18 protein-coding genes and 2 tRNA genes are annotated in these 19,515 nt (G+C 68.5%); 14 read left to right on the top strand and 6 right to left on the bottom strand.

Annotated elements, in window-relative coordinates; translation table 11 throughout:
* Window positions 1-5 precede the first annotated feature (5 nt).
* Window positions 6-236 carry a hypothetical protein gene (locus AC3ANK_RS08180; RefSeq protein ID WP_206858682.1) on the bottom strand — a complete coding sequence of 77 codons (231 nt, stop codon included), beginning with the start codon at window positions 234-236 and terminating at the stop codon, window positions 6-8.
* A gap of 244 nt (window positions 237-480) precedes the next feature.
* Here AC3ANK_RS08180 and AC3ANK_RS08175 point away from each other — a divergent pair, with 244 nt between their 5' ends.
* The 8 genes from AC3ANK_RS08175 (at window position 481) to AC3ANK_RS08140 (ending at window position 7,850) form a co-directional block, all read left to right on the top strand.
* Window positions 481-1,110 carry a COG4315 family predicted lipoprotein gene (locus AC3ANK_RS08175; protein ID WP_484172679.1) on the top strand — a complete coding sequence of 210 codons (630 nt, stop codon included), beginning with the start codon at window positions 481-483 and terminating at the stop codon, window positions 1,108-1,110.
* A 23-nt stretch (window positions 1,111-1,133) separates the two neighbouring features.
* The gene (locus AC3ANK_RS08170; RefSeq protein ID WP_484172678.1) at window positions 1,134-1,721 is read left to right on the top strand and encodes a hypothetical protein; all 588 of its coding nucleotides are present in this window, start codon (window positions 1,134-1,136) and stop codon (window positions 1,719-1,721) included.
* A 451-nt stretch (window positions 1,722-2,172) separates the two neighbouring features.
* Complete coding sequence (locus tag AC3ANK_RS08165) at window positions 2,173-3,468, top strand: SDR family oxidoreductase (RefSeq protein ID WP_484172677.1); 1,296 nt, start codon at window positions 2,173-2,175, stop codon at window positions 3,466-3,468.
* Window positions 3,449-3,913 carry a DUF2269 family protein gene (locus AC3ANK_RS08160; protein WP_206858686.1) on the top strand — a complete coding sequence of 155 codons (465 nt, stop codon included), beginning with the start codon at window positions 3,449-3,451 and terminating at the stop codon, window positions 3,911-3,913. Before AC3ANK_RS08165 ends, AC3ANK_RS08160 begins: the two co-directional genes overlap by 20 nt.
* Window positions 3,914-4,137: 224 nt before the next feature.
* The gene (locus AC3ANK_RS08155; RefSeq protein WP_484172676.1) at window positions 4,138-4,545 is read left to right on the top strand and encodes a hypothetical protein; all 408 of its coding nucleotides are present in this window, start codon (window positions 4,138-4,140) and stop codon (window positions 4,543-4,545) included.
* Window positions 4,546-4,646: 101 nt separating this feature from the next.
* Entirely contained in the window at window positions 4,647-6,161 is a 1,515-nt protein-coding gene (locus tag AC3ANK_RS08150) for an FAD-dependent oxidoreductase (protein ID WP_484172675.1), read from the top strand.
* A 201-nt stretch (window positions 6,162-6,362) separates the two neighbouring features.
* Complete coding sequence (locus AC3ANK_RS08145; RefSeq protein WP_206858702.1) at window positions 6,363-7,046, top strand: MarC family protein; 684 nt, start codon at window positions 6,363-6,365, stop codon at window positions 7,044-7,046.
* Window positions 7,047-7,229: 183 nt separating this feature from the next.
* Window positions 7,230-7,850 (top strand): DUF892 family protein, encoded by a 621-nt coding sequence (locus tag AC3ANK_RS08140; RefSeq protein ID WP_206858705.1) that lies wholly within the window; start codon window positions 7,230-7,232, stop codon window positions 7,848-7,850.
* A gap of 85 nt (window positions 7,851-7,935) precedes the next feature.
* Here the strand turns inward: AC3ANK_RS08140 and AC3ANK_RS08135 are convergent, their stop codons facing one another.
* Complete coding sequence (locus tag AC3ANK_RS08135) at window positions 7,936-8,577, bottom strand: response regulator (protein WP_206858707.1); 642 nt, start codon at window positions 8,575-8,577, stop codon at window positions 7,936-7,938.
* A gap of 166 nt (window positions 8,578-8,743) precedes the next feature.
* On the opposite strand from AC3ANK_RS08135, the gene AC3ANK_RS08130 reads away from it, so the two are divergent.
* The 5 genes from AC3ANK_RS08130 to cueR all read left to right on the top strand — a co-directional run bounded on the left by AC3ANK_RS08130 (window position 8,744) and on the right by cueR (window position 15,053).
* Window positions 8,744-9,148 (top strand): CopL family metal-binding regulatory protein, encoded by a 405-nt coding sequence (locus tag AC3ANK_RS08130; protein ID WP_206858709.1) that lies wholly within the window; start codon window positions 8,744-8,746, stop codon window positions 9,146-9,148.
* Window positions 9,149-9,244: 96 nt separating this feature from the next.
* Window positions 9,245-11,068 (top strand): copper resistance system multicopper oxidase, encoded by a 1,824-nt coding sequence (locus tag AC3ANK_RS08125; protein ID WP_484172674.1) that lies wholly within the window; start codon window positions 9,245-9,247, stop codon window positions 11,066-11,068.
* An 11-nt stretch (window positions 11,069-11,079) separates the two neighbouring features.
* Window positions 11,080-11,988: a copper resistance protein B gene (locus AC3ANK_RS08120; RefSeq protein ID WP_484172673.1), complete on the top strand. Its 909-nt coding sequence runs from the start codon at window positions 11,080-11,082 to the stop codon at window positions 11,986-11,988.
* A 144-nt stretch (window positions 11,989-12,132) separates the two neighbouring features.
* Window positions 12,133-14,559 (top strand): heavy metal translocating P-type ATPase, encoded by a 2,427-nt coding sequence (locus AC3ANK_RS08115; protein ID WP_484172672.1) that lies wholly within the window; start codon window positions 12,133-12,135, stop codon window positions 14,557-14,559.
* Between the two features lie 32 nt (window positions 14,560-14,591).
* A complete protein-coding gene (gene cueR, locus AC3ANK_RS08110; RefSeq protein ID WP_484172671.1) occupies window positions 14,592-15,053 on the top strand; it encodes a Cu(I)-responsive transcriptional regulator in 462 nt (153 codons plus the stop codon).
* A gap of 165 nt (window positions 15,054-15,218) precedes the next feature.
* Here the strand turns inward: cueR and AC3ANK_RS08105 are convergent.
* The 4 genes from AC3ANK_RS08105 to ppsR form a co-directional block, all read right to left on the bottom strand.
* Window positions 15,219-15,294: transfer RNA gene (locus AC3ANK_RS08105), tRNA-Glu, on the bottom strand.
* Between the two features lie 33 nt (window positions 15,295-15,327).
* A tRNA-Ala gene (locus AC3ANK_RS08100) sits at window positions 15,328-15,403 on the bottom strand.
* 48 nt (window positions 15,404-15,451) lie between these two features.
* A complete protein-coding gene (locus AC3ANK_RS08095) occupies window positions 15,452-15,964 on the bottom strand; it encodes a DUF1249 domain-containing protein (RefSeq protein WP_425492442.1) in 513 nt (170 codons plus the stop codon).
* Window positions 15,965-16,098: 134 nt separating this feature from the next.
* Window positions 16,099-16,920 (bottom strand): posphoenolpyruvate synthetase regulatory kinase/phosphorylase PpsR, encoded by an 822-nt coding sequence (gene ppsR / locus AC3ANK_RS08090; RefSeq protein WP_206858749.1) that lies wholly within the window; start codon window positions 16,918-16,920, stop codon window positions 16,099-16,101.
* A gap of 165 nt (window positions 16,921-17,085) precedes the next feature.
* On the opposite strand from ppsR, the gene ppsA reads away from it, so the two are divergent.
* Window positions 17,086-19,467, top strand: a complete 2,382-nt coding sequence (ppsA, locus tag AC3ANK_RS08085; RefSeq protein ID WP_484172670.1) for a phosphoenolpyruvate synthase — start codon at window positions 17,086-17,088, stop codon at window positions 19,465-19,467.
* Window positions 19,468-19,515: the final 48 nt, after the last annotated feature.

Here is a 19,515-nt window from a genome sequence, read left to right as displayed (position 1 = left end):
GGCATTCAGTGAATCCGCAACGAGCCGCCGGTGGGCGGGCGCAGGCTCGCGCGTTCCCATGCGGCGTGCACGTCGGGCTCGACCTCTTCCCACGACAGGCCCGTGGCCTGTTCGTAGGATTTCCACAGCGCCGCCGCGGCGCGCTCCGCCGTCGTCCAGTCGGCGCCGTAGATCTCGCGCGCGCCTTCGCCGATGACGGCCACCAGCTGGCTGTAGCTGATCATCCGAGTGGCCATGTGGTCCTCCCGCGAAGCTCGCGTTCGCATGCTGCCGACAAGTGCAGTCCCGCAAATGTCGTGCCATCGCCGCGACGCGTCGTGGCGGCCTCTACGGGGCGTCGGCGCGAAAAAGCTTCCTTGCGAACGCAGCATTCGCGCATCGCGCGGGTGGATTGGACCTGCGGACACGCCGTTCAGCACGTGCACGAACGCTTCACCGGCGCGGCGGTATGCACAGGCGATCACGACCGGGAACCATCGAATGCACGTCGCCGCCCGCTTCGCCACGCTTTGCCTCCTTGCCGCCGCGCTCGCGGCGACGTCCTGCCGCGACCGCGTCGACGGCGCCACCGATACGCCCGGCGCCACGACCGAACGCGAGCCCACCACGCCGCAGCCGGCACAGACGACACAGCCCACGCCGGGCGGTGCGACGCCGTCGGCGTCCGATCCGGCGAGCGGGCCGGTGCTCGCGCTCGCACGCACGCAGCCGCAGGCGCAGGGCGGCGCTGCTGCATCTCCGGGCAACGCCTATCTGGTGAACTCCGCCGGCTCGGCCGTGTACGCGCTGGAAGGCGACGTCAACGGCAATCGCTGCGACGAAGCCTGCACGCAGGTGTGGCCGCCGCTGTTGACCACGGACGCGCGCAGCGGCGTGGGCGAAGGGCTGCGTGCGGACCTGCTCGGCACGGTCGGTCGTCCGGACGGCACCACGCAGGTCACCTACGATCGCAAGCCGCTGTACCGCTACAACGCCGACACCGGCGCGGGACGCACCGGCGGCCACGGCGTGCGCGACCAGTGGGGCCATTGGAGCCTGCTCGACGCGGCCGGCAAACCGCTTCCGGATCCGCCGAAGGCGGACGCCGCTGGATCGCCGGGAAACACCTGACGACGCCCACGACCGGGGCGATCATGCCGACCGCCGCGCTCTCCGCCATCGCCGCGAGCCACGACGCCGACGCACGCACGCTGCTGGTGTGGGGCGCGCTGGTGCTCTACTGGTTGTGGACGATCGCCGGCTGCCTGGATTTCGCCTGCCATCGCGCGACCCACCTGCCCGCGACCTCCGGCCTGGCCGAATCGCGCCTGCACCTGCTGCAACTCGCGCTGTGCGGCGCGGGCGTGGTGATGTGGCTGGCGCTGGAGAGCACGGCGGGACTGGCGGCGATCCTCGCCGCGATCGTCATCGCGCACGCTTGGGCGGGCTGGCGCGACACGCGCACCGCCTTCGATTCGGGACGCATCATCCGCCCCGTCGAACAGCACCTGCACAGCGTGCTCGACGTCGCGCCGTGGGTCGGCCTGGTCGCAACGGCGTGGCTTGCGTGGCGTGCGCCGACGACGCAGTGGTCGCTCAGCTTCCGTCAGTCGCCGCTTCCGCCATCGACGTGGGCGATGGTGCTGTTGCCTGCGCTTGTGCTGTGCATTGCGCCGGCGCTGCTGGAATTCCGCGCCGCATGGCGCGTGGCGCATGGGAATCGCGATGCCGCACGCGCCTGAACAGCAGATGCGCCACCACCAGGCCCGCACCGAAGGCCGCGTACGCCGACACCATTCCGGTCGCGGAGAGATGACGGTCGAAGCCCGGCGTGAGGCGGCGCGGCACGACGTGGTAATCGACGACGTACGCCGTCACCGCCGTCGCGGCGGCGAGCGCCGCCACCGTGCGCGGCGGCCTGCGATGCGCGCAGGCTTCGAACATCGAAGCCCACCACATCGAGCTCGCGTGGTGGATGCCGTAACCCAGCGCGGTGTGGCGCAGGTTGGTTTCGTGCCGGAACATCGCGCGCTCGCCCCATGCCCAGTGGCTGGTCGCGTTGACGCCGCTGGCCGCCCTGCCCGTCCGCGCGCGAGAATGCAGCGCCACCGCCACGGTTGACGCGATGCTCGCGATCGAGCCCGACACCAGCGTTCGAACCAGCCAGCGCACGATGCGCGGCCGGAGGCGTTCATGCGCGTGCTGATGACCGGAGCGACCGGCCTGATCGGAAGCGCGGTGGTGCGGCGTCTTTCGGATGCGGGGCATGAACTCGTGCTCGTCGTGCGCGATGTGGAGACGGCGCGTGCGCGCTGGCCGCACGCACAGGTGGTGCACGGCCAGTTCGGCGATGCGCCCGGGAGTGAGGCGACGCCCTGGTCCGATTACCTGCGCGGCGTGGACGTGGCGATCAACACCGTCGGCATCTTCACCGAGCAAGCAGGCCAGAGTTTCGATGCAGTGCACGTGAAGGGGCCGGTGGCGCTGTTCCGCGCGGCGGAACTGGCCGGCATGCGGCGCGTGATCCAGGTGTCGGCGCTGGGTGCCAGCCCGTATCGCGACGAGGCGTACCTGTCGTCGAAGGGCCGCGCGGACGCGCAACTGGCGGCGCTGAAGATCGAAAGCACGATCGTGCGGCCGTCGCTGGTCTTCTCGCCCGAGGGGCCGAGCACGCAATGGTTCGCGGCGCTCGCCGTGTTGCCGCTGAGCCCGCTTCCCGGCGGCGGCGGACAGCCGATCCAGCCGGTGCACCTCGACGACCTCGCGCAGGCGATCGTGCGCCTCGTGGAAACGGAGAACGTACCGTCCGAGCTGGTGGCCGTGGGGCCACGCGCGATCACGCTGCGGCATTACCTGGCGACCCTGCGCGATGCGCTGGGCGCGCGTGGCGTCTTCATGACGATTCCCCTGCGTCTGCTGCGCGCGATGTCTCACGCGTTCGGACGCTTCAGCCCGTGGCTGTCGGGCGAGACGATGCGGATGCTCGAAGCGGGCTCCACCGCGGCGGCGGCGCCGTTCACCCACCTGCTCGGACGCGAGCCGCGCGACGTCGACACCTTCGTCGACGAAGGCAACCGCGCCCGACTCCGACGCGCCGCCACCCTGCACTGGCTGCGCCCGCTGTTGCGCCTGTCGCTGATAGCGATGTGGCTGGGAACCGCGTTCGTCTCGGCGTTCGTCTATCCGGTGCGCGACAGCCTGGCGCTGCTCGCGCGCACCGGCCTGCACGGCGACGTCGCGAGCATCGCGCTGTACGGCGCCGCCGCACTGGATGCGCTGCTCGGACTGATGCTCTTCGCGCCGCGATGGCGGCGGCTGTCGTACACCTTGCAGCTGCTGCTGATCGCCGCCTACACCGTGATCATCACCATCTTCCTGCCCGAACAATGGGCGCATCCGTACGGCCCGATCCTGAAGAACCTGCCGCTGCTGGCGGCGATAGTACTGGCCCGCGAACTGGACGCACCGCATGGACGTCATCGTCGTTAAGTACCTGCACGTGTTGTCGTCGACGTTCCTGTTCGGCACGGGCGTGGGCACCGCGTTCTACCTGCTGGTCGCCAGCCGCGCGCGCGACGTGCGCGTGATCGCCGCGATCTCGCGCTATGTCGTCGTCGCCGACTGGATCTTCACGGCGACCACCATCGTCTTCCAGCCGATCAGCGGGCTCTACCTCGCGCATCGGCTCGGATATCCGCTCACGTCGCCGTGGCTGTACTGGTCGATCGTGCTGTTCGCGATCGCCGCGCTGTGCTGGCTGCCGGTGGTCTGGCTGCAGATGCGGCTGCGCGACATGGCGGTGGAAGCGGCGGCGAAGAACGAACCGCTGCCGCTGCGTTACGACGGCTATCTCGGCGCATGGGCCGCACTGGGCGTGCCTGCGCTGATCAGTTTCCTGGTGATCTTCTACCTGATGGTGGCGCGGCCGGCCTGAGCGCTCGCGGTGGAAAGATGTTCCGGGTGCGGGAAATTCGGGCGTTTCGCTCGATCGTCCGTCCCGTGTAGAGCCCGCTGCGCGCTGGCATGGGACTTGCGGGAGTTAATTTGCGGAGTCATGCATGGGTCTGCCGAGCGGCATTTCCCGGGTGCGCTTCGCTTACCCGGGCTACACGAGCGATGAATTGTGGAGAGTGAAGCCCGATGGAAGTAACCGTATCGATGAAAGTGACGACGGCGCGAACGCGGCGGCAGGCCGCGGCGCGTGGTCGCATCGTCTCGCGACTTGCGCGCGTCGGCGCGTCCCGCGCGAACGCATGCTCGCGCCAGCGCTGGGCGAACACCGATGCGCTGGCGATCGTGTGCGCGCCGGCGGCGATCCATCGTGGCTATCGCGTGACGATCGTGCTCGACCGGCTCGATGTCGCCGACCCGTGGAGCGGCAAGGCGACGATCGCATCGACCACCTCGCCCAGCCGTTGCCTCGCGACGCTTCACCTGACCGGGCTGTCGCGCGCCGCGGCTGGCACGCGCGCCCGCGAGGCGATGCTGCGGATCGCGATGGCGCGGATCGACGAGGTCGAAGCCGCCTCGCACGGCGTCTGGCCGGTGACGGGCGAACCGGGGTGACGCGTCCGGCCATGCGGGCGTGAACGAAACGCGCATTCGCCGTTGCTTCACCGCGCATCGCCGAGCATCGGACTCATCCGCCAATCACCGGGAGTCCGCGCATGAGCACTGCACGCACCCTTCCCGTCTGGAAATCCATCGACGCGCCGCCGGGCGGCTGGTCCGTGCCCGACCAGGCGAAGTCGCTGGACGTGGCCGTCGTCGGCGCCGGCATCGCCGGCCTTACCACGGCGCTGTCGCTGCTGCGCGAGGGCCGGCACGTCGCGGTGATCGAACGCGAAGGCATCGGCGCCGGCGAAACCCTGCGCACCTCGGCGCACCTGTCGAACGCGCTCGACGACCGCTACTACACGCTCGCGCGACAGCACGGCAAGGACGGCGCGCGGCTCGCGGCAGCAAGCCACGCGGCTGCGATCGACTGGATCGAATCGCTCTGCCGCGACGGCGTGCACGATTGCGGTTTCAAGCGCATTCCCGGGTATCTGTTCACGCACGACGGCGATGTATCGGTGCTGCAGAAGGAACTCGAAGCAGCGACCGAAGCCGGCCTGGAGGTCGCGATGATCGACGCCGGCGCGCGGGCGCCCGGGATGCTCGGGCCGATGCTGCGTTTCGAGCACCAGGCGCGAATCGACATCTCCGCGTACCTGCGGCTGCTAGCACACGAAGTGCGCGATGCCGGCGGCGTGTTCGTGCGCGCGGAAGTGGCGGGCATCGAAGGCGGTTCGCCCTGCCGCATCGCGCTGCGCGGCGGCGGCACGATATCGGCGCGCACGGTGGTCGCGGCCACCGACGTACCGGTGCACGACACCAACGCGACCTACATGAAGCAGGCGCCATACCGCAGTTACGTCGTCGCGGGCGCGGCGCCTTCGGATCTCGCCGACGCGCTGTTCTGGGACACGGGCGATCCCTACCACTACATCCGCCGGTATCGCGACGAGGACGGCGCGGACTGGATCATCGTCGGCGGCGAGGACCACAAGACCGGGCAGGACGACGATCCGACCGCGTACGCCCGCCTGCACGAATGGACGCTGGAGCGCTTCCCCGACGCGGGGCCGTTCACGCATGCGTGGTCCGGGCAGATCATCGAACCGATCGACGGGCTGGCATTCATCGGTGCCGATCCGGATCACGACAACGTGTTCCTGATCACCGGCGATTCCGGCAACGGGCTCACCCACGGCACGCTCGGCGGATTGCTGGTGTGCGACCTGGTGCAGGGCCGCGACAATCCGTGGGCCGGTCTGTACGACCCCGCGCGCAAACCGGTGCGCGCGGCGGGCGAATGGGTGCGCGAGAACGCGAACGCGGCGCTGCAGTTCCGCGACTGGCTGCGGCCGGCAGCGATCGACAGAACGGACGAAATCCCGCTGGGCAGCGGCGCGGTGCTGCGGCGCGGCGTGCATCGGATTGCGGTGTACCGCAGCGGCGATGGCGAGCTGCACGCATTCAACGCGCGATGCCCGCACCTGGGTTGCGTGGTGCACTGGAGCAGCGAGGAGAAGTCGTGGGATTGCCCGTGCCATGGCTCGCGATTCGAAGCGTCGACGGGAGCGATCCTCAATGGGCCGGCGGGAGAACCGCTCGGGCGGATGGAGTTGAAGGAGTAGACGCAACGGCCACCGCGACCGGTTGCGCTGGTCTTCGGATGGAATGCCTGGACCCGGCCTTCGCCGGGATGACGTGTGTGTTGCTCCTGCGAACCACGAATCCCGAATCTCCAGTCCGGAAAACGATCGACCACCTTCACGCCACATCGACGCCCCGCGCTACCCTGTCCGCCACGCCCGCGCCCGTCCGGGGTTCCGCGCATGTGGAACGATTTCGCGCACGCCTTCCTGGTCGTGTTCACCGGCCTGTTGCCGGTGATCAATCCACCGAGCACGGCGCTGGTGGTGCTGAGCCTTGTGCCGGATGCCAGCGACAAACAACGCGCGGGCCTCGCGGCGCGGATAGCGTTCTACGGCGTGGTGCTGCTCACGGTGTCGATCTGGGTCGGCGCCTACGTGCTCGCGTTCTTCGGAATCTCGATTCCCGTGCTGCGCGTGGCCGGCGGGCTCGTCGTCGCGGCGGCGGGCTGGAAGCTGTTGCAGGCGCCGGCGCGCGTGGACCACACGGCCGCTGCGGCGGTCGGCCACGCGAACGTCGATGCGGTGCCCGACGCGCACGGCGACGCATCGCTCGCCGACCAGGCGTTCTTTCCGCTCACGCTGCCGATCACCGTGGGTCCGGGCTCGATCGCGGTCGCGATCGCGCTGGGCACGAGTTCACCGGGCGACGGCCTGCGCGCGACGCACATCGTCGCGGTCGCATGCGCGATCGCGCTGCTCGGTGCGTGCATCTATGTCTGCGTGCGCTACGCGGGCGCGCTGAGCCGCATGCTCGGCGGCACCGGGACGCAGATCACCGTGCGCCTGATGGCCTTCGTGATTTTCTGCATCGGCGTGGAGATCACGTGGCTGGGCGTTTCGGAGCTGCTCGGCCGCCCGGCGTGAATCGCCCGATGCACGCGCGCATCACAATGCGTGATGCGGACGCGACAAACCTGAACCCGACATTCGCGCCGTTCGCATGCGATGCATCGCACGCTTGAACGATCGCGCGCGCGATTCTTCACGCAACGTGGCTGCGCGGATTCCTATAACGGACGCACGCTCCCACACGACAGGACTCCATCCATGGCACGTACCTCGAAGTTCGATCAGGCCCAGGTCCACGAACTGCTGCTGCAGGCGCTGGAAACCGAGCGCGGCGGCATCCAGGTCTACAACGCGGCGATCCGGGCCGCGCAGAACCCCGATCTCAAGAAGGAATTCCAGGAATACCTGGAGGAAACGCAGACGCACGAGGAAGTGCTCACGCGCGTGTTCGAACAGCTGGGCATGGACACCGAGGAGCAGAGCCCCGGCCGCGCCGTGGTCGCGCACCTGGGGCAGTCGCTGGTTGCCGCCATCGAGATGGCAATCGAGAACGCCGAGCCCGCGGCGGCCGAACTCGTCGCGGCCGAGTGCGTGGTGCTCGCCGAAACCAAGGATCATTCGAACTGGGAACTGATCGGCCAGGTCGCGCTGAAGGCGAAGGCCGAGTACGCCGACGTGCTCAAGCAGGCGTACCAGTCCGTCGAGAAGGACGAGGACCACCACCTCTATCACACCAAGGGCTGGACACGTGAACTGTGGATCCAGTCGCTCGGCTTCCCGGCCGTGCTGCCGCCGCCGGAAGAGGTGAAGCAGGTCGAAACCGCGATCGGCGCCTCGCGCGCGGAACAGGCGCGGGACGAGATGCTCAAGCGGCACTGAGGGTGCGAGGAACGAGTGGTCGGGAAAGAGAACCTGGAGAAAGCACGTCTCTCCCGACTCGTTCCTTCCTACTCGTTCCTCAGCCTCAAGATCCCAGCCCGTGCTCGCGCGCGTAGGCGTAGAACTCCAGGTCGCTTTTCACCCCGAGCTTGCGCATCGCCTCGACCTTCTGGCTGCTCACCGTCTTGACGCTGCGGTTGAGCTGGCGGGCGATCTCCGACACGGTATGCCCCAGCGCGAACAGGCGCATGACTTCGGCTTCGCGCTTGGACAGCGCCGTGGTCGAATCCGGGCTCTCGCCCTGCGCCGATTCGATCTGCTTGCGCACCGCGGAACTCTGGTAGCTGCGGCCGGCAGTCGCGGCGGTCACCGCGGTGGGCAGTTCCTTCATCGCATCCGACTTGCTCACCACGCCGCGCACGTTCGACAGCCGCGCGATGTTGTTGAGCACGCCCGGGTTGGCGAGCTGGGTGAGCACGACGATGTTGAGGTCCGGCCAGCGGCGGCCGAGCAGCTGCAGCAGGCTCAGCCCGTCGGCGGCGTGTTCGCCGGGCATGTTGAAGTCGGTGACGACCAGATCGCAGGCGGTGCCGTCGAGCACGCGGATCAGCTCGTCCGGCGAGGTCGCCTCGGCGACGACGCGAAAACCCGGACTCTGCTCCAGCAGCGCACGCACGCCGCTGGAGACGATCGGGTGGTCATCGGCGAGAACGATATGGAAAACCAAGCGGGCTCCTCAGCTTCACTTGCAACGCGGCTCACTCGCGGAAGGCGCCTCGAAGCAGCCCGTTCGGAATGGTGGCCGGCGCCGGCCCTCGCATTCGGCGGGAGTATATACCCGCCCGTTCAGGCTTCGTGACGTCCGCGACGACCATTCAGGCTAGACTGTTTCCATGCGTCGCCTCGCCGTCCGCCTGCTGCTTTGCGTGCTGCTCGTCCTGAACGGGACGGGCTACGCCGTGGCGGCCACGGACATGCACGTCGCGCATCTCGCGATGGCGATGGCCATGCACGAAGCCGAGGCCGCGTCGCCCTGCCACGACGCCGAAACCCCGGACAACACGGGCGTTACGCAGCATTCGCACGCCGACTGCGACACCGGCCAGGCCGGTTCCGCCGCGCCGGATTGCTGCCAGTCCTCGCAGTGCGTGTGCGATTGCCTCCAGCATGCGACCGCCGCGATGGCGGTCGTCGCCCTGCCCGCCGGCCCGCCGCCCGGTGGCGAGATCGCGCAACCTGGCGTTGCGGATCGCCGCGCGCCACCGTTGCCGAACCTGTTGCGGCCACCCATCGCCTGACTCCGGGCGCGCGTTCCCGCGCGCCGATCCCGACGCGAGCGCCACGGCCGCAGGACGGCCCGCGCACGCATTCCGATCATCTGCACGGAGCAGTCCATGACATCCGATGTATCCAGCCGTCGCGCGGCCTCGCCGTCGCGACGACGTTTCGTCACCGGCCTGGCGGCCGGCGGCGTCGCCACGGGCGCGGGCCTGTGGCATCTGCCAGGCGCGGCGTCCGTCGCCGGCGCCAACTCACCCGCCGTGCTGGCCGGCACGCAGTTCGACCTGGCGATCGACGCCTCCCCGGTCAATTTCACCGGCCGCACGCGTCCGGCGGTGACGGTCAACGGCTCGCTGCCGGCGCCGATCCTGCGCTGGCGCGAAGGCGACACCGTTACCCTGCGCGTGGCCAACCGCCTGCCGGTGCAGAGTTCGGTGCACTGGCACGGCATCCTGCTGCCCGCGGGCATGGACGGCGTGCCGGGCCTGAGCTTCGACGGCATCCATCCCGGCGAGACGTTCACCTACCGCTTCGACATCCGCCAGTCGGGCACGTACTGGTACCACAGCCATTCGCTGTTCCAGGAACAGGCCGGCCTGTACGGCGCGATCGTGATCGACCCGCGCGAGCCGGCGCCGTACGCGTTCGATCGCGAGCACGTGGTGCTGCTGTCGGACTGGACCGACCTGGAACCGGCGGCGCTGTTCCGGCGCATGAAGAAGATGGCCGGCTACGACAACTTCCATAAGCGCACGGTCGGCGACTTCTTCGACGACGTCTCGCGCGACGGGCTGTCGGCGACGCTGCGCGACCGCGGCCAGTGGGGGCGCATGCGCATGACGCCGACCGACCTGTCGGACATCAACGCGAACACCTACACCTACCTGCTCAACGGCACCGCGCCGTCGGGCAACTGGACCGGCCTGTTCCGCAGCGGCGAGAAGGTGCTGCTGCGCTTCATCAACGGCTCGGCGATGACGTACTTCGACGTGCGCATTCCGGGCCTGAAGATGACCGTGGTCGCCGCTGACGGGCAGTACATCCATCCGGTGACGGTGGACGAATTCCGCATCGCGGTGGCGGAAACCTTCGATGTGATCGTCGAGCCGTCGGGCCAGGACGCGTACGCGATCTTCGCCCAGGACATGGGCCGCACCGGCTACGCACGCGGCACGCTGGCCGTGCGCCACGGGATCGAAGCGCCGCTGCCGGCGCAGGACCCGCGACCGATCCTGACGATGGACGACATGGGTCACGGCGGCATGGACCACGCCGGCATGAACCACGGCGCGAAAGGCACGGAAGGCGGTTGCGGCGCGAACATGGGCATGAAGGGCATGGAAGGCGGCTGCGGCGCCAACATGGCGATGGGTCACGACATGGCCGGCATGGATCACGGCGGCGGCATGCAATCGCACCCGGCGAGCGAGAATGGCAATCCGCTGATCGACATGCAGACGATGTCGCCGGCGCCGAAGCTCGACGACCCAGGCATCGGCCTGCGCGACAACGGCCGCACGGTGCTCACCTACGGCGCGATGCGCAGCCTGTTCGATGATCCGGACGGCCGCGAGCCTTCGCGCATGATCGAACTGCACCTCACCGGGCACATGGAGAAGTTCGCCTGGTCGTTCAACGGTCTCAAGTTCATGGACGCCGAACCGCTGCGGCTCAACTACGGCGAGCGCATGCGCATCGTGCTGGTCAACGACACGATGATGACGCACCCGATCCACCTTCACGGCATGTGGAGCGACGTCGAGAACGAGGCCGGCGAGTTCCACCTGCGCAAGCACACCGTCGACATGCCGCCCGGAACGAAGCGCAGCTACCGCGTGCGCGCCGATGCGCTGGGTCGCTGGGCGTACCACTGTCACCTGCTCTACCACATGGAAGCCGGGATGATGCGCGAAGTGCGCGTGGAGGAGCGCGCATGAAGGCGATACGCATGAACGCGTCACGTGGCGTGTTGGCCTGCGCGTTGTCGCTCGCGCTGGCGCCGGCCTGGGCGCAGGACCATTCGCATCACCACGCGCCGCCGCAGCAGCCGGAACCGTCGACGTCGCACGATCACGCCGCGATGGACCACGACGCGCACCAGCAGCACGTCGATCACGCCGCGATGGGACACGGCGGGCGCGATGAACCGGTGGAACCGATCCCGCCCGTCACCGACGCGGATCGCGCCGCCGCGTTCCCGCCGATCGCGCACGGCATGCACCACGCGCCGGAGATCAACACCTTCGTGTTGTTCGATCGTCTGGAGGCGGTGGACCTCGACGACGGTCGCGGCGAAGCCTGGGAAGCGCAGGCGTGGGTCGGCTCCGACATCAATCGCCTGTGGCTGCGCAGCGAGGGCGAACGCGAACGCGGACGCACCGAATCGGCCGACCTGGAAGTGCTTTACGGGCGCAGCGTCACACCGTGGTGGGACGTGGTCGCGGGACTGAAGCACGACTTCAAGCCCGGCCCGTCGCGCGACTGGGCCGCTTTCGGCGTGCAGGGGCTGGCGCCGTACAAGTTCGAAGTGAGCGCGACCGCGTATCTCGGCGAAGGCGGCGCGACCGCGGCAACCGTCGAGGCCGAGTACGAGGTGCTGCTGACCAACCGGCTGATCCTGCAGCCGCGCGTGGAGCTGGAAGCATTCGGCAAGGACGATCCGGTGCGCGGCACGGGCTCGGGCCTGTCCACGGCCGAGGCCGGCCTCCGCCTGCGCTACGAGTTCACCCGCCGGTTCGCGCCCTACGTCGGGCTGGTGTGGGAACGCGCGTACGGAGGCACCGCCGACCATCGTCGCGACGAAGGCGAGCACGTCGAGGACACCCGCGTCGTCGCTGGCCTGCGGCTCTGGTTCTGACATGCGCGTCGCGACGCACCGCCGGCCGGTCCTGCCCCGTTTCCACGGCGGCGGCGGTCGGCGGTGCGTTGACCTTCCCATCGTGGGAAGGCTCAGGCTGCGTCCATCCCGGCTCCCATGGAGCTCGCACCCGATGGAGCACGCATGAATACCGCCACCACCACCACCGCCCTGCGCCTGCCGATCGCCGGCATGACCTGCGCCTCGTGCGCGGGCCGCATCGAACGCGCCCTCGGCGCCGTGCCGGGCGTGCTGCGCGCGACCGTGAACCTCGCCACCGAGACCGCCGATGTCGCCACCGACGGCAGCGTCGCGGCGCCCATCCTCACCCGGGCCGTCGAACGCAGCGGCTACTCGGTCCCGGAGCGCACGTTCGAACTGCGCGTCGGCGGCATGACCTGCGCCTCCTGTGTCGGCCGCATCGAAAAGGCCCTGCGGGTCGTGCCGGGCGTGATCGAAGCGAACGTCAACCTCGCCACCGAACGCGCGCACGTGCGCGTGCTGCCGTCGGTGTCGATCGAAGCGCTGGTCGACGCCGTCGAAAAGGCCGGCTATCGCGCGAGTGCTCCGGACGCGGAGTCCGCCGACGCCCCGGGCGAACCGCACGACGACGCGACCGACGAAAGCGATGCACGCGAACGCCGCCATCTCTGGCTCGCCCTCGCGCTGTCGCTGCCGCTGGTCCTGCCGATGCTGGCGATGCCGTTCGGCGTGCACGCGATGCTGCCGGGCTGGGTGCAGTTCGCGCTGGCGACGCCGGTGCAGTTCTGGCTCGGCGCGCGTTTCTATCGTGCCGGCTGGCATGCGCTGAAGGCGCGCAGCGGCAACATGGACCTGCTGGTCGCGCTCGGCACCAGCGCCGGTTACGGGCTCAGCGTGTGGCATCTGCTCGAAGGCGGACATCACGCGCCGCTGTATTTCGAGGCATCCGCCGTGGTGATCGCGCTGGTCCTGCTCGGCAAGCGCCTGGAAACGCGCGCGCGTCGCCAGACCACCGCCGCGATCCGCTCGTTGCAGGCGCTGCGTCCGGCGACCGCGCGCGTGCGTCGCGACGGCATCGAAACCGACGTCCCGCTGGCGCAGGTGCGCGTGGGCGACGAACTCGTCGTGCGTCCGGGCGAACGCATTCCCGCCGACGGCCGCATCCTGGAAGGCCGTACGCACGTCGACGAATCCATGCTGACCGGCGAATCGCTGCCGGTCGCGCGTTCGGAAGGCGAACGCGTCACCGGCGGCGCGGTGAACGGCGAAGGCCGCATCGTGGTGGAAACCACCGCCGTCGGCGCGGAAAGCGCACTGGCCCGCATCATCCGCCTGGTCGAGGACGCGCAGGCGCAGAAGGCGCCGATCCAGCGCATCGTCGATCGCGTCAGCGCGGTGTTCGTGCCGGTGGTGCTCGGCATCGCGCTGGTCACGCTGCTCGGCTGGGGGCTTGCGACCGGCGACTGGAACCAGGCGCTGCTCAACGCCGTCGCGGTGCTCGTCATCGCCTGCCCGTGCGCGCTGGGCCTGGCAACGCCGACCGCGATCATGGCCGGCACCGGCGTCGCCGCGCGCGCCGGCATCCTGATCAAGGACGCGCAGGCGCTGGAAACCGCGCAGCGCATCGACATCGTCGCCTTCGACAAGACCGGCACGCTGACGCAGGGCCGGCCGACGCTGACCGAAGCGGTCGCGCTCGATGGCGACACCGCATCGCTGCTGGCCCGGGCCGCGGCAGTGCAGCGCGGCAGCGAACACCCGCTCGCCGCGGCGGTGCTGCAGGCGGCGCAGGACGCGCCGGCGGTCTCGGCGCGCGGCATCCATGCGGTGCCCGGTCGAGGCGTGCGCGGAGACATCGGCACGCTGGCGGTGCTCATCGGCAGCGAACGGATGATGCGCGAAGCGGACGTCGATACCGCATTGCTGTCGCCACGCGCCGAAGCGTTGGCCGCCAGCGGTCACACGGTGTCGTGGGTCGCCGTCGGCGAACACGGCGAACGCCCTCGCCTGCACGGGCTGCTCGCGTTCCGCGACATGCCGCGGCCCGGCGCGCGCGACGCGATCGAACGCCTGCATGCGCTGGGGCTGCGCACGGTGATGGTGTCGGGCGACCACGAAGGCGCGGCGCGCGCGATCGCCGCGCAGCTGGGCATCGACGATGTGCGCGCCAACGTGTTGCCTGAAGAGAAGGCGGACGCGATCGTACGACTGCGTCGCGACGGCACGGTAGCGATGGTCGGCGACGGCATCAACGACGCGCCAGCACTGGCCGCCGCGGATGTCGGCATCGCCATGGGCAGCGGCGCCGACGTCGCCATGCATGCCGCCGGCGTGACGCTGATGCGCGTCGAGCCCGTGCTGGTCGCCGATGCCATCGAAATCTCGCGCCGCACCACGCGCAAGATCCACCAGAACCTGTTCTGGGCCTTCGTCTACAACGTCGTCGGCCTGCCGCTGGCGGCGTTCGGACTGCTCGATCCGGTGATCGCCGGCGCGGCGATGGCGTTCTCGTCGGTCAGCGTCGTCACCAATGCACTACTGCTGCGTCGCTGGCGCCCCACATCGCGTTTGAACCGCACTTCGTCATGAACCACGCACGTTTGAATCGCAAGGAGCCGCTCATGCCCCGCATGCCACGACCCGAACTCGCCGACGCACGCGACCAGGGCCTGCACAACATCGGCGAAGCCGCGCGACTGAGCGGCGTGAGCGCGAAGATGATCCGGCACTACGAAAGCATCGGCCTGATCCCGCCCGCCGGCCGTACCTTCGCCGGCTATCGCCTCTACAACGAAGCCGACCTGCATCGACTCGCCTTCATCCGCCGCGCGCGCGGGCTCGGGTTTTCGATCAAACAGATCCAGGCGCTGCTCGGCCTGTGGGACGACCGCTCGCGTGCCAGCGCGGAAGTGAAGCGCCTGGCTCAGGCGCACGTGGACGAACTGGCGGAAAAGATCGCCGAAATGCAGGCGATGCAGCGGACGCTGCAGGACCTCGCGCTGCGATGCCACGGCGATGAGCGTCCGGAGTGTCCGATCCTGGAAGATCTTGCGAAGCCGCCACGGGGTGATGACGGCGAGTGAGGGAGTGCCCGCAGGGTGAGGGCCTGGATCCCGGCCTTCGCGGGATGACGGTGAAGTGGATTCGCGGATCATCGATCCAATCACCAATCACCAAGCCCGAGTAAAAAACCAAACGCACAAAACGCCGCAGGGCCCCGTTTCCGGAGCCCTGCGTCGTCAACCATTTGGCGTCCCCACGGGGATTCGAACCCCGGTCGCTACCGTGAAAGGGTAATGTCCTAGGCCTCTAGACGATGGGGACAAAACTGGTTTTTCAGCATCATCCCCGAAGAGATGGTGGAGCCAGCCGGGATCGAACCGGCGACCTCCTGCATGCCATGCAGGCGCTCTCCCAGCTGAGCTATGGCCCCACTTGCTGCTGGAAAGACGAAAATTCTAGCGGGCGTTCAGCGATGTCGTCAAGCGTTCGCTGCCAGATTTTTTTCGTCGAAGTCGCCGGCGGTGGTGCCGGCGTCAACGGGGCGCAATGTTGCCACACCATGTCCCCGCTCCGCCAGATACTCGAGCCACTTTCCGAGGAACGTGTTCATCCGCGTGCGGTGGTCGAGCACTTCCGCCGCCGGCGGGTACATGCCGATGACGTCCTGCCAGCGACGACCGACGTAACAGTTCGTGACTTCGAGCTGGCGCGCGTCGTGGTACAGCCGCAGGTAGGCTGACGGATCCTGCTCGCCGGTGACCGGGTCGCGCATCGCGTAGGTCAGGCGCAGCTCGGTCGTGTACGGATGGCGTTCGATCACGTCCAGCTGAAGGTCCAGTCCATCGCCGACGCTGGATCGATACGTACCGACCGCCAGCGCCGTGGACGGGAACAGGCGCGAGAAGCGGACATGGTTTTCGGCGTACAGCCCCATCAGCCAGCCGAAGCGGCTGAGCCGGGGAATGCGTGCGCGACGGGTGGCAAGGGACATGGGCATGGACACCGATATGGAGGCGATGCTACACGGCACAACCTCCGCGCGGCAGCGTTGACGCGTGCCGGCCATCGGCCTACGGTAAGCATTCCCCGCCCCGGTTTTTCCCGGGCTTTCCGGCGCCCCGCCGTTCAGAACATCTCGCGGTGGATTCCCAGCGTGGTCAGGACCTTGCTCGAGATTTCCTCGATCGAGGTATTGGTCGTGCTCAGCGTCGCAATGCGCTCGGCGCGGAACATCGCCTCGGCGGCGGCCACTTCCCGCCGACAGGTTTCCAGCTGGGCGTAGCGCGAATTCGGCCGGCGTTCCTGGCGGATCTGCTGCAGCCGCACCGGATCGATGGTGAGCCCGAACAGCTTGTTCCGGTACGGCCGCAGGCGCGGCGGCAGGCGGTCGTGCTCCAGGTCTTCCTCGGTCAGCGGGTAGTTGGCCGCACGCACGCCGTAATGCAGCGCCAGGTACACGCAGGTCGGCGTCTTGCCGGCGCGCGATACCGCAACCAGCACCAGGTCCGCATCGTCGTAATCGATGCTCTGCCCGTCGTCATGGGTCAGGGCGAAGTTCATCGCGTTGATGCGGCGGTGGTAGGTGTCGAAATCGACCATGCCGTGCGCCTGGCCGATGCGGCGCTCGCGGGTCTGCTCCAGTTCGCGCTCCAGCGGCTCGATGAAGGGCGCGAACACGTCCAGCATCAGCGCCCCGCTCTCGGCCAGCGCGGCGCTGACCTCCGCGTCCATGCACGAATTGATCACCACCGGGCGCACGCCGTAGGACTCGGCGGCGGCACGGATCTTCTCGCCCACTTCATGCGCGCGGCCCACGCTGTCCACGAACGGGATGCGGTCGGTGACGAAGCGCGTCTGGGTGAACTGGGTCAACAGGCTGTGGCCGATGGTCTCGGCCGTGATACCGGTACCATCGGATACATAGAAGACGGGACGCACGCCGGCCATCGGTTTTCTCCTGAACTGGGCGTTCACAATACAAAAAACGCCGATGAATCAAGCTTGTCTGCCTCCGGCGCCCGGGCGATCATATCCGGATCGTTGCGCGGCACGCGCCGAGGGCGCGCCGGCCGCACACCGACTTCCCTGTTCGATCGCCTGGAGATCGCCCGCTTGAACGAGAACATCCTCTGGCTGCACGCGCTGCGCCTCACCGATCTGGCCCGCGTCGGCGGCAAGAACTCCTCGCTGGGCGAGATGATCGGCAACCTCTCGAACCTGGGCGTCTCCGTGCCCGGCGGCTACGCCACCACGGCCGAGGCCTTCAAGGCCTTCATCGCGCACAACAACCTGCACCAGCGCATCTACGACAAGCTGGCTTCGCTGGATGTCGAGGACGTCAACGCGCTCACCGCCGCCGGCGGCGAGATCCGCAGCTGGGTGATCGACGCGCCGCTGCAGCCTGATCTGGATGCGGACATCCGCAAGGCCTACCGCCAGCTGTGCGACGAGAACGGCGGTGGCGACGTCGCCGTGGCCGTGCGCTCCTCCGCCACCGCCGAGGACCTGCCGGACGCGTCCTTCGCCGGCCAGCAGGAAACCTTCCTCAACGTGACCGGTGCAGACGACGTCGTGCACAAGGTCAAGGAAGTCTTCGCCTCGCTCTACAACGACCGCGCGATCGCCTACCGCGTGCACCACGGCTTCAAGCACGAGGACGTTTTCCTCTCGGCCGGCGTGCAGCTGATGGTGCGCTCCAACGTCGGTTCCTCCGGCGTGCTGTTCACGCTCGACACCGAATCGGGTTTCCGTGACGTCGTCTTCATCACTTCCAGCTACGGCCTGGGCGAGATGGTCGTGCAGGGCGCGGTGAATCCGGACGAGTTCTACGTCTACAAGCCGACGCTGCTGCAGGGCAAGCAGGCGATCCTGCGCCGCGGCATGGGCGCCAAGCAGCTGCGCATGGTCTATTCCGACACGCCCGGCGAGCGCGTGCGCACCGAGGAAACGCCGGCGGATCTTCGCAACACGTTCTCCATCAGCGACGAGGACGTGCACGAACTCGCGCGCCAGGCGCTGACGATCGAGAAGCACTACGGCCGTCCGATGGACATCGAATGGGCGAAGGACGGCGTGAGCGGCAAGCTCTTCATCGTGCAGGCGCGTCCGGAGACGGTGAAGTCGCGCGGCCACGCCACGCAGATCGAGCGCTACCAGCTCACCCAGCGCGGCGACGTGGTGTGCGAAGGCCGCGCCATCGGCCAGAAGATCGGCACCGGCGTGGCGCGCGTCGTGCGCTCGCTGGCCGACATGAACCGCGTCCAGCCGGGCGACGTGCTCGTGGCCGACATGACCGATCCCGACTGGGAGCCGGTGATGAAGCGCTCCGCCGCGATCGTCACCAACCGCGGCGGCCGCACCTGCCACGCGGCGATCATCGCGCGCGAACTCGGCGTGCCGGCGGTCGTCGGCACGGGCAACGCGCTGGACACGATCCAGGACGGCCAGGAAGTCACCGTCAGCTGCGCCGAAGGCGATACCGGTTTCATCTACGCCGGCACCCTGCCCTTCGAGCGCCACGTCGCCGACCTCGACAAGATGCCCGAGGCGCCGCTCAAGGTGATGATGAACGTCGCCAACCCCGAGCGCGCGTTCGACTTCGCGATGCTGCCGCACGCGGGCGTGGGCCTGGCGCGCCTGGAAATGATCATCGCCAGCCACATCGGCGTGCATCCCAAGGCGCTGCTGGAATACGACCAGCAGGATGCCGCGACGAAGAAGAAGATCGACGAGAAGATGGCCGGCTACGCCAGCCCGGTCGACTTCTACGTGGACCGCCTGGCCGAAGGCATCGCGACGATCACCGCGTCGTTCGCGCCGTATCCGGTGATCGTGCGCCTGTCGGACTTCAAGTCGAACGAATACGCCAACCTCATCGGCGGCTCGCGTTACGAGCCGCATGAAGAGAACCCGATGATCGGCTTCCGCGGCGCCAGCCGTTACGTCGATCCGAGCTTCACCGAGGCCTTCGCGCTGGAATGCCGCGCGGTGCTGAAGGTGCGCGAGCAGATGGGCCTGACCAACTGCTGGGTGATGATCCCGTTCGTGCGCACGCTGGACGAAGGTCGCAAGGTGGTCGAGGTGCTGCGTTCCAATGGCCTGGAACAGGGCAAGGACGGGCTGAAGATCATCATGATGTGCGAGGTGCCGTCCAACGCGCTGCTCGCAGACGAGTTCCTCGAGATCTTCGACGGCTTCTCCATCGGTTCGAACGACCTGACGCAGCTCACGCTGGGCCTGGACCGCGACTCGGGCATCGTCGCGCAGCTGTTCGACGAGCGCGATCCGGCGGTGAAGAAGCTGCTGTCGCTGGCGATCAAGGCCGCGCGCGCGAAGGGCAAGTACGTCGGCATCTGCGGCCAGGGCCCGAGCGATCATCCGGACCTGGCGCAATGGCTGATGGAACAGGGTATCGAATCGGTGTCGCTCAATCCCGACACCGTCGTCGATACCTGGCTGCGCCTGGCGAAGGCCAAGGCGAAGGCCGTGGCGTGATCGCGTGCCGTTGAGGCCCGCATCGCTGCATCGACGCCCCGCTTATGC

This window comes from Lysobacter sp. SCRH-1R, from assembly GCF_057747855.1.
This window is presented reverse-complemented; position numbering and strand designations above follow the sequence as displayed.